Below are 10234 nucleotides of genomic sequence, written 5' to 3'. Positions count from 1 at the left end.
TCTTTTTGGGGCCCTTTGGCTTTTGGAGGTTTGTGGTTTTTTTGGGGGGGGACTTGTGGGGGAGGACACGCCCACGACCGGGACGTCGACGCGGCCCGCAACATCCTCGCGGAGGGGCTCTCCGTGACTGCCTGTGGAGGCGGTGTAAGACCTCACCGGGAGTCCTCCTCTCGGACGGGGCGGTCGTCGGCGAAGCAGGAACCCCTGGGGCGACCCAGGGAATCCCTGTTCCTTCAGGGCGGGGAGGAAGTCAAGCCGGACCTGGGTGGCCCAGTGGTCAATCCGGTAGGTTCTTGATGATGGCTTCGGTGACAGCCTTGGTGCTGGCGCTGCCGCCGATATCCCGCGTCAGCAGCCCTTGTGCCGTGGTTGCCTCGATCGCGGCGTTTATCTTCCTGGCCTCGTCGGGCAGGCCGAGATGGGTCAGCATCATCGCTGCGCTGCCAATGGCGCCGATGGGATTGCAGATTCCCATCCCGGCGATGTCGGGCGCGGACCCGTGAACCGGCTCGAACATGCTCGGGTACCGCCGTTCCGGATTCAGATTCGCACTCGGGGCGAGGCCGAGGCTACCCGCGAGAGCGCTGCCGAGGTCGGAAAGGATGTCCGCGTTGAGATTGGATGCGACGACGACCGAGAGATCCTCCGGGTGTAGGACGAACTTGGCCGCCATCGCGTCCACAAGGACGCTTTCCGTTTCGACGTCCGGATAGTCTGCGGCGACCCGCCGGAACGTGTCGTCCCAGAGGACCATACCGTACTGCTGGGCGTTACTCTTGGTGACGCTGGCCACCTTCTTGCGGGTCCTGGTCAGAGCGAGGTCGAACGCGAACCGCATGATTCGTTCGCAGCCGACCTCGGTGAACAGGGCGGACTGGACGGCAACCTCTCCGCCCGCACCGCGGGCGGAGAGGTTGCGTCCGCCGAGGCCGGCGTATTCGCCTTCGGTGTTCTCTCGGACGACGACCCAGTCGAGCTCTACGGTGTCAGCCTTCCGTAGTGGGCTGGTGACGCCTGGCAGGAAAGTCACCGGCCGGACGTTCGCCCAATGGTCGAATCCCTGACAGATGCGCAGGCGAAGACCCCACAGGCTGATGTGGTCAGGCACCGTGGGCCACCCAACGGCACCGAAATAGATGGCGTCGAAGTCGCGCAACGTGTCCAGACCGTCCTCAGGCATCATGATCCCGTGCTCGGCATAGTAGTCCGAACCCCACGGGAACTCCGCCCACTGGAATCCGAAACGACCACCGGAGCGCCCTTCCAGTGCGTCAAGTACGTCCCGTCCAGCGGCGACTACCTCCCGACCGACGCCATCGGCGGGAATGACGGCGATACGGAAGTGGTGCTGATTGCTCATGGCAACTCCGGCCTCGTGGTAGATGGTAGGCACAAATCAGTGAACCCGGACGCTCGATAGGCGTCCAACACCGCTATCCGATCGGATGCATTGGTCCAGCCTATGATTCCTGCTGCACTACGCCTCGCAGCTGTGGGTGTGCTCGGCCGTCATGCGCTGCGTACCGGCGAAGGCCTTGACGGTGCGGGGCCGCCCCAACTTGATCCGGTCGAGGGCCTTGATCCTGTCCTTCTTGCTCCGATCGCGCCACGTGTCGTCGTCGGTGTCGAAGGAGAGCGGCTGCAGGTAGTCCACAGGGTCGATGACCCACCGCACGTGCGGCCGGTCGGCATCCGGCACACCCATGAGGTTCATCTGCTCGAGGTAGCCGGCGTACACCGCCAGGGAGCAGCCCTCCCGAGTCCGGGTGCCCGACGTCAGGTGGTTCGGCACGTAGATGCGGGGACGGACGATCGACTGGTAGTGGATGAGGTCGCGCAGACCGTTGTTGGTGTAGTTGGCGGTCGATGCCGTTGCCAGATGCAGGTCGGTCTGGGGCAGCAACGCGAGGCGGCCCCGGATGCGCTCGCCATCCTCGGGGGTGCCGGGCCAGCCGTTGCCGATGCCCTCCTTCAGCGCGCCTGCGGTGTTCTGCCACCCGAAGCTGAAGTTGCTGCCATGCCGCAAGGTGATGTGGAAGTAGATACTCACGGTGCCGCCGGAGCCGCCGCCGGTGCGCAGGTTCATCTGCCCGGGCTGCGGGTTGGACCCCGGGGTCAGCGAAGTCCCCGACGGAAAGAGGGCCGAGTCGCGCGGGTCGACGAGAATCTCGGTACGCGGCGGCGGGTACTCCGGGTCCTGCGGCACCGCGACCGAGTGCAGGTGCCGGAAGGCCACCACCTGAGCGAAGGGTTCGAGCACGTCGAGCCGGACCATCTCGGTACCGGGAACGGAGTCGGCGCTGGTGACCGGCACGGTCCGCAGGACGGCGTCAGAGGGGATCCGGGTCTGCGGATCGGTGTTGACCAGCGGGTCAGCCTTCAGCCGAGCGAAGTCGGCGGCCAGCACGGCGCAGGTCTCCTCCGAGGCGTAGATGGTTGCACCGGTCATGGCCGCGATGTAGGCCGCGTTGTCGGCATGGTCGCCGTGCCCGTGGCCGAGCAGAACAGCGTCAGGCCGGGCATCGACGAGGTCGGCGATCACCAGCGGAGTACGGCCACGCTCCACCTCCAGCCGGCTGATGAACGTGTCGAGGTACAGCAGGCGGCCGCCGACCGCGACGGCGAACGACGAGTTGGACAGCCACGATGCGACCACGCGCTCCTCGGGCAGGGCACCGGTCTGAGGGTTGACGTTCTCCGGGCCGAAGAGCCGCAGCCGGGCAGCGATGCCGGCGTCCGAGAGGCGCCTACCGCCGCCCTTGGAGGGGCTCCAGCCGGTGCCGAGCTTGGTCGCCAGTGCCGGTCCAGTGACGATTGCCGAGCCGACGGCGGCGCCCGACAGCGCGGTGGCCGAGGCGAGGAACAACCTTCGTTTCATCGGATTCCTCTCATTGCCTGGTGCAGGCATGGAGTAGGGACGGGGTGCGGGGACGGGGTGCGGGTCGGAGCTGAGATCGACTCACTCAACCAATGTGATCGTCGCCACGTCCAAGACCGGTGTCCTCTCGACGCGATAGCGCGGCCCTATGGGTCGTCGCGACGTGCGTCGAGCCGGCACCGGCTTCAGCGTCAACCGGTGAGATGGTCCAGGGCTATCCGTCGTCCGATATCGGTGAGCAGCTCAGCGGCATTCGACTGGCATCGGTCGAGGTCGGGGTCGATACTGGTGAGCGGGTAGGCACCGGCAAAGCCGGCGGCAGCGAGGTCGGCCGCATCGAGCGTCGACTGGCCGGCCACCGCGACGACCGGCACACCTGCGGCGTGCGCCGCTGCCGCAACCCCCACCGGAGTCTTTCCGGCCAGGCTCTGCTGATCGAGGCGCCCCTCTCCGGTGACCACCAGACGGGCGCTGGTCAGGGCCGTGGCGAAGTCGGTCAGGTCCAGGAAGACCTCGATACCCCGGCGAATGGTCGCACCGAGTGCCAGGGCGGCGAATCCGACGCCGCCGGCGGCCCCAGCCCCGGGCGCTGCGGCCAGCCCCGCACCGGCTGCCTGTCCGACTGCTGTGGCGAACCGGCTCAGAGCCTGCTCAAGCAGGTTGACCTGCGCGGGGTCGGCACCCTTCTGCGGTCCGTACGTGGCGGCCGCGCCTCGGCTACCAAGCAGGGGATTGTCAACGTCGGCGGCCACCGTCACCGAGACGCCACGCAACAGGTCGTGCACGGGATTCAGGTCGACGGAGGCTACCTCGGCGAGCCGGCGACCGCCGCGCGGAATGTTCTGCTGATCGCGGTCGAGCACCCGGGCGCCCAGCGCCTGCAGCAGGCCGGCTCCACCATCGGTGCTGGCGCTGCCACCCAGGCCGATGACGAGGTGACGGCAGCCGCTGCGGACCGCTGCGACGATGACCTGCCCGAGTCCGTACGACGAGGCGTCCAAGGGGGCGGGAACGCCGTCGGGTAGCTGGCTGAGCCCGCACGCGTCGGCGAGCTCGACGACCGCCACCTCGCCGCGGACCGCGTAACTCGTTCGTACGGTCTGGCCGGTCGGCCCGTCGACCTCCACCGGAACCAGGTCGAAGCCGACATCTGACAGGAGCGCGACGGTGCCGTCGCCGCCATCGGCCATCGGACGGCACTCGACCTGGACGCCGGGTCGGACGGCCCGTAGCCCGGCACGCAGCGCCAGAGCGACGTTCGTCGCGTCGAGTGACCCCTTGAACTTGTCCGGTGCCACGAGACACGTCGTCCTGGTGGTGGGCATGTCGGCCTCCCGCTGCTGGTGGACAGGGCTGCCGGGTGGACCGGAAGCCTCACCAACCTTGGGCGGGCCCGGGTGCGGCGTCCAACACGCACGATCTACCCCTCTCATAGGTGCGGCCTATGAGATCGGCTGGATGATCCGGCACCTGGCGTGCGGGCATGGCGGCCGGGTCGGGCACCGCGCTGTTCAGCGCGTCGGTGCGGGCGTCGACGGGCCGCACACGTCGGCCGGGTCGGTCAGGCCGCCGGCTGGTCGAGCCGCTCGTCGCGGTACCTCCGGGCGATGTCGATGAATGCCCGCGCGGCGGGCGTCAGCTGGGTGCGGCGACTGACCAGGACGATCCGCAGGTACGCCGTGGGGCGGATCGGCAGCACGTCCGCCCCGGCCCTGATCGCGAGATCCTTCCACGCGGCGGGCAGGATCGCATCGGCCACCCCGGCGAGGACGAGGGGAAGGATGGACGTCCGGTGGGCGACCTCGGCGACGAGCCGGGCCTGACTTCCCTGCGCCAGGATGTGATCGACGAGCTGTCGCATGAGGGAACCGGGCTGGGAGGCGATGAGCCGGTGTCCGTCGAAATCGTCGGCGGTGACGTGGTCGCGGCCATGGAAAGGGCCACCGGGAGCGGTGAACAGCATCAGTGGCTGGTTCTCCAGGGGCACGACGTCGAGCTCGGCGACCCGGACGATGTCGGGCGCGCCGAGCAGGCCGATCTCGACGGCACCGGTACGCACCGCGTCGATCACCTCGTCCGGTACGAAGGCGGCGTTGACGCTGACAGTGACGTCGGGATGAGCGGCGGCGAACCGCTGCATGATCGGTGCCAGGGGCTCGATGCCGGCGGACGGCATCGAGGTGACCTCAACCCGGCCTCGGGCCACCCCCTTGATGGCGTCGATGGTGGCCTGTGCGGTCGCCAGGTCGCGGATGACCTGCCGGGCCGGACCGATCAGCTGCTTGCCGGCGTCACTGAGCACCACGCCGCGTCCGACCCGGTGGAACAGCGCGACGCCCAGCTCGCGCTCCAGTCCGGCGATGGCCTGTGACAGTGACGGTTGCGCGATGTAGAGCTTCTCGGCTGCCTTGCCGAAGCCTTCAGCGTCGACGACTGCGAGGAAGTATCGGAGCTGGCGGGCGTCCATCGCGCGTCAGCACCGGCTGCCGGTACGGGTCTGGGGCAGCTGAGGGTGCCTCCCGGTCGGTGCCGCCCTTCTCCGGCTGCGATCTGTCATGCGCGCGCACCCTTCGCTGATTCTCATGATCAGATCGGCCTGACCTGGCGATATGCAACCAGGTGGCGGCCGATAGGTCCAGACCCCGTTCGGGATTCGTTAGATAGGCGCTGGCTACGAGTGGGAAGTGTCGACCGAGGGTAGCGGGCGACGGCCGATCGAACGCCGCAGCCACGTCCGCGCCGCCACGAGCCGTACGGTTTCGGCGGGAACCGGCAGGTGGCCGCGCCGAAACTGCCGTTCCGTCAATGGCTGCGGCCCACCTGCGCTTCTGTCTGCTATAGACGCTTTGGGCGTTTGATCCGCAGTTTCGCGCGCGCGATCGCTGAGGGCTCCTCGATAGGTCGTGCCTATGAATGAGATCGATGCAGCGTCTTGGACGTCACTATGTCGGCCGAGTTAACTGTTGTGCTGCAGGACACAGTCAGCTCTGGAGGAACCACGTGCCTAGATCCCCACCACCGGCCGACCAGGAGAAACAGGGCGGTGCGTCCGCGCCCGTCCGAGAACTGGATCGCCGCCGACCCCCGACTGGCGTGTCAGCGCGCCGACGAACGGTCCCGACCGTTCCCACCACCACGGCCACCAACCAGAGCCAGTCGCCTAGCCGACGAGTCCAAGGGAGTCCTGTATGGTCCATCCGTCCCCGCTGCGCGCCGACCCGGAACGAGCCGTCCCGCAGCCCGACGAACGGCCCGACACGCTGCTCAGCGTGTCCCACGCCTCGATCGGCTACTGGGTCAACGGCACGTTCGCCCGAGCTGTGGCAGACGTGAGCTTCGACGTCACCGCTGGCGAGACGATCATGTTGATCGGCCCGTCCGGATGCGGAAAGTCGACCCTTCTCAAGACCATCGCGGGGTTCCTCGAACTCGCTGACGGCACGATCACCGTGGCCGGTCGACGCACACTCGCCCCCGGGCCGGACCGGGCGGTCGTCTTCCAGGAGTTCGACCAGCTGTTCCCCTGGCGTGACGTACTCGACAACGTCGCATACCCGTTGCGTCGCAACGGTCGTAAGAGGTCCGACGCGGACCAGCAGGCGCGCCGCTACCTCGAGATGATGGGGCTGAGTCGAGCCCTCGACCGCCACCCCCACCAGCTCTCGGGCGGGATGAAGCAGCGGGTGGCGATCGCGCGCGCCTTCGCGCTGGAGCCGGTCATGCTGCTGATGGACGAGCCGTTCGGGGCTCTGGACGCGCTCACCCGGGCCCGCCTGCAGGCCGAGCTCAACGCCATCGCGAAACGAACCGGGGTCACCATCCTGTTCGTCACCCACAGCATCGAGGAGGCAATTGTCCTCGGTGACCGGGTCGTCGTTCTGACCGACCCGCCTTCGGTGGTCCGTGAGACCGTCCAGATCACCGACGAAGCCAAGGTGGTGGGTTCAGAGGAGTACCGCAGCGTACGGACACATCTGGGCAGCCTGCTGCACCGGGACGGGAAGGGGGCTGACGAGGATGTCGCTGAGTTCACCGACTGAACAATCGACCATCACCCGTACCGAGGGGGACGTCCCGGCCCCGCCGTCGGCCGACGCCGCCCCGCCGCGCAGTGTCAGGGACTGGCGGTGGGGGGCGATGCCGGTGTGGCTGCGCCGGGTTCTCGTCGTCGTCCTGCTGCTGACCGGGTGGCAGCTCTACGTCACGATATCGGGCGTCAACCCCCTGCTGTTCTCCTCACCCGCAGACGTGGGTCGGGCCCTGGTCGCGGGTTTCCAGAACGGTGAACTGCTGCGATCGACCGGCACCACCATGCGGGTCCTGTTGCTCGGCATGCTGTTCGGCAGCCTCATCGCCGTCGTGCTGACCACACTCGCGGTGTGGACGCGCTTCGGTGAGGACGTACTCGTCGTCTTCTCCTCGATGCTGAACCCACTGCCGTCGATCGCCGTGCTGCCGCTGGCGATCCTGTGGTTCGGGCTCAGTGAGACGGCTCTGGTGTTCGTGGTCGCCAACGCGGTGATCTGGCCGATTGCAATCAATGTCAACACCGGCTTCCGGACGGCGAACCGGACGATTATAGCGGTCGGCCGCAACATCGGGCTCAAGCGCTGGCGCATGATCTCCGAGGTGCTCTTCCCGGCCGCCCTGCCACACACGATCTCGGGAGTCAAGACTGCCTGGGCCTTCGGCTGGCGCACCATCGTCGCCTCCGAACTCGTGTTCGGCGTCGCAGGAGGTGGGGGTGGCCTCGGCTACTTCATCAACAACAGCCGCTACTACCTTGACATCCCCGACGTCTTCGCCGGCCTGGTGACGATCGCGGTCATCGGTCTACTGATCGACATGGTCTTCATCCTGATCGAGCGGCGCACTGTCGTTCGATGGGGAATGAAGACATAGCCGGACCGCCGACCTGTCGGAATCCGGTTCCCGCCACCACCGTAGGTGGAACGCACCGTCCGCCCGACCCTCCGTCCGATATCAGCAGACAAGGTGGGGATCACCCTATGATTTCAGCTAGTTCTCGAGCCGCTCGGCGATCCCGATATGTTGCCGCGACCGCTCTGGCCGCACTTTTGTCGACCTCGGCCGCATGCGGCTCCAACGAGGCCGACGTGCAGGCCAGCGACGGTATGCCGGCCAAGGTGACGATTGCGTACCAGCCGGGCCTGTCATACGCTCCGCTCATTCTACTCAAGCAGAACGGCACCCTGGAGAAGGAGTTTCCCAACACGACCTTCGAGTGGACGGAGCTATCGTCGAGCGCGGCAGTGCAGGACGGCATGATTTCAGGCGACATCCAGGTCGGCGCCGGAAGCGCGGCACAGATGATTCTGGCCCGGGACAAGGGGGTCGACTGGCGGTACCTGGCCTCGCTCAACGACGCGGAACTTTGGCTGATGGCCAAGGACGAACGGCTCACGTCGCTCAGTGATTTCACGTCCTCCGACAAGATCGCGATGCCCTCGCTGACGTCGATTCAGGCGTTGGTCCTTCGAAAGGGAGCCCAGGACCAGCTCGGCGACGCCGAAGCGCTCGACACGAACATCGTGCCCATGTCCCATCCGGATGGCTTGCAGAACCTGGTGAGCGGACAGATTGCCGCGCACCTGACCTCACCGCCGTTCCAGTTCGACGAGCAGGATCAGGGCATGCGTGTCGTGCTGAAGAGCAGCGACCTCTTCGGGCCGATCATGTTCAACGGTGTATTCATGATGAACGAGTACTACGAGCAGAACACCGAGTTCTCGACCCGGCTCTACTCGATCCTGGAAGAGCAGATCGCCGCGCTCGCGGACGACCCGGCGGCGGCGGCGGCTGAGCTCTCGGCGAACTCCGGTGGCAAGACCACACCTGAGAGCTTCGAGAAGTACCTCACCAACCCGGCGATCACCTACACCACCGAGCCGCACGGTCTTCAGGACATCGCCGGTTTCATGGAAGAGATCGGAATGATCTCGGAGACACCGGACAGCTGGAAGGACCTCACCTTCCCCACCGTCCACGAGAGCGCCGGCAGCTGACGCCACAACCCACCCGCCATACGGGTCAGACGAGCCGTCGGCGACCGCCGACGGCTCGTCTGACGCACTGGCCACCCAGAGGACCGATACGACTGACCCGGCCTGATCCGGCTGCGGAATCAGCTCGGCCTGTCCGGTGATCGGGCCGCGCGCCCGACCAACTCGACCGCGCACCCGATCAGACGGTGATCGGGCCGCGGTGCAGCCAGTCGACCAGCTCGGGTACGGCGAGTTTGGCGACCTGCTCCTCGTAGCGCCGCAGGTCGCCGTCGTCGAGCAGGTCACGCCACTGGCCGGTGGCGCCCCGGTTGAAGAACTGCTTCGGGTCCCGCCACATCGCCAGGACGGGGGCGAATTCCTTGGCGCGGTTGCGCATGGAATCGAAGGTGGCCGCCTGCACCAGCTCCGGCCAGCGCTGTTCGGGCACCTCGATGTCGAGCTGTTCGGCGATCGCCCGCATCTGGCCCTCAAGGTCGGACTTCAGCTCGTCGTAGTGCAGGAGCAGGACGTTTGACCGGTCACGCTCCGCCCAGAAACCTGACATGTGGTGCAGCATCGACGGCAGGCCGATCTGCACGTCGGGGTGTTCCATCCAGGCCCAGAACCGGTCGTACTCGGATTCCAGCTGCGGTGGCGCGTCGTCGGTGAGCTCGCCGGTCAGATCGTCGTTGCCGACCGCCGCGTCGCGTAGCTTCAGGACCACGTCGTAGTCGGTGTTCTGGAAGTGTGCGTCCCAGGACAAAGCGACGTCGCGCGGGTCTCGGCCGACCGCGATGTAGGTGACCCCGTCGTGGATCGGCAGGCCGTCGAACGGGGTGTGGGTCTTGATGATGCGTCGGTGCTGCTGCGCCTCGTAGAACGCGAACACGTCGGCCTGGCTGCGCGTCTTCATGTCGGGCCAGAGGGTGATGTCGTCCAGCGGGCGGGGTAGCTCCGGCGTCTGGAAGATCAGCAGAGCGCAGATCGTCTGGGTCCATGTCGTGCCGCATTTAGCGGGTGTCGAGATCACGATGTCGCCGTCGCGGAAGGGAAATCCCCCCCAACGGGCGCTGTCCATGATCGCATTGTGGTACCGAACCGTGGGTTGGCGCACCGGCCCTCCAGTCTGAATTGGTCGAGTCGTCCAAATCAGACCGTAGACTCCACAGTGTAGCTTTGTCCAGAGTTGATCTAAGAACCCGGCACCTGACCAGACAGCGGGGGGGGGGGGGGGGGGGGGGGGGGGGGGGGGGGGGGGGTGGGGGGGGGGGGGGGGGGGGGGGGGGGGGGGGGGGGGGGGGGGGGGGGGAGGGGGGGGGGGGGGGGGGGGGGGGGGGGGGGGGGGGGGGGG

General features: G+C 67.2%; 8 protein-coding genes. 3 read left to right on the top strand and 5 right to left on the bottom strand.

The features are described from left to right. Positions 1-277: 277 nt before the first annotated feature. The 4 genes from ACXAHD_RS29355 to ACXAHD_RS29340 form a co-directional block, all read right to left on the bottom strand. Positions 278-1360 (bottom strand): tartrate dehydrogenase, encoded by a 1083-nt coding sequence (locus ACXAHD_RS29355; protein ID WP_281553122.1) that lies wholly within the window; start codon positions 1358-1360, stop codon positions 278-280. Between the two features lie 117 nt (positions 1361-1477). Further along, a complete protein-coding gene (locus ACXAHD_RS29350; RefSeq protein WP_475054667.1) occupies positions 1478-2878 on the bottom strand; it encodes an MBL fold metallo-hydrolase in 1401 nt (466 codons plus the stop codon). Positions 2879-3069: 191 nt separating this feature from the next. Further along, positions 3070-4203 (bottom strand): glycerate kinase, encoded by a 1134-nt coding sequence (locus tag ACXAHD_RS29345; RefSeq protein ID WP_281567127.1) that lies wholly within the window; start codon positions 4201-4203, stop codon positions 3070-3072. Between the two features lie 236 nt (positions 4204-4439). Next, on the bottom strand, positions 4440-5345 hold the full coding sequence (locus tag ACXAHD_RS29340; RefSeq protein WP_281553125.1) for a LysR family transcriptional regulator: 906 nt from the start codon (positions 5343-5345) through the stop codon (positions 4440-4442). Positions 5346-6066: 721 nt separating this feature from the next. On the opposite strand from ACXAHD_RS29340, the gene ACXAHD_RS29335 reads away from it, so the two are divergent. From ACXAHD_RS29335 to ACXAHD_RS29325, 3 genes are all read left to right on the top strand, one after another. Then, positions 6067-6918 carry an ABC transporter ATP-binding protein gene (locus ACXAHD_RS29335; protein ID WP_281553126.1) on the top strand — a complete coding sequence of 284 codons (852 nt, stop codon included), beginning with the start codon at positions 6067-6069 and terminating at the stop codon, positions 6916-6918. Further along, positions 6896-7780, top strand: a complete 885-nt coding sequence (locus ACXAHD_RS29330) for an ABC transporter permease (RefSeq protein WP_281553127.1) — start codon at positions 6896-6898, stop codon at positions 7778-7780. The genes ACXAHD_RS29335 and ACXAHD_RS29330 overlap by 23 nt, the downstream gene beginning before the upstream one ends. 215 nt (positions 7781-7995) lie before the next feature. Continuing rightward, positions 7996-8904, top strand: coding sequence for an ABC transporter substrate-binding protein (locus ACXAHD_RS29325; RefSeq protein WP_281567126.1), 909 nt, complete (start codon positions 7996-7998; stop codon positions 8902-8904). Between the two features lie 178 nt (positions 8905-9082). Here ACXAHD_RS29325 and ACXAHD_RS29320 read toward each other — a convergent pair whose 3' ends face one another. Then, entirely contained in the window at positions 9083-9961 is an 879-nt protein-coding gene (locus ACXAHD_RS29320; RefSeq protein ID WP_281567125.1) for a sulfotransferase domain-containing protein, read from the bottom strand. Positions 9962-10234: the final 273 nt, after the last annotated feature.

The organism is Micromonospora sp. ABR4_055 (assembly GCF_056160425.1).
This window is presented reverse-complemented; position numbering and strand designations above follow the sequence as displayed.

Excerpts from the sequence above, each read along its gene's own strand:
- ACXAHD_RS29355 (WP_281553122.1), bottom strand. The coding sequence starts at position 1,360 with ATGAGCAATCAGCACCACTTCCGTATCGCCGTCATTCCCGCCGATGGC.
- ACXAHD_RS29350 (WP_475054667.1), bottom strand. The coding sequence starts at position 2,878 with ATGAAACGAAGGTTGTTCCTCGCCTCGGCCACCGCGCTGTCGGGCGCC.
- ACXAHD_RS29345 (WP_281567127.1), bottom strand. The coding sequence starts at position 4,203 with ATGCCCACCACCAGGACGACGTGTCTCGTGGCACCGGACAAGTTCAAG.
- ACXAHD_RS29340 (WP_281553125.1), bottom strand. The coding sequence starts at position 5,345 with ATGGACGCCCGCCAGCTCCGATACTTCCTCGCAGTCGTCGACGCTGAA.
- ACXAHD_RS29335 (WP_281553126.1), top strand. The coding sequence starts at position 6,067 with ATGGTCCATCCGTCCCCGCTGCGCGCCGACCCGGAACGAGCCGTCCCG.
- ACXAHD_RS29330 (WP_281553127.1), top strand. The coding sequence starts at position 6,896 with ATGTCGCTGAGTTCACCGACTGAACAATCGACCATCACCCGTACCGAG.
- ACXAHD_RS29320 (WP_281567125.1), bottom strand. The coding sequence starts at position 9,961 with ATGGACAGCGCCCGTTGGGGGGGATTTCCCTTCCGCGACGGCGACATC.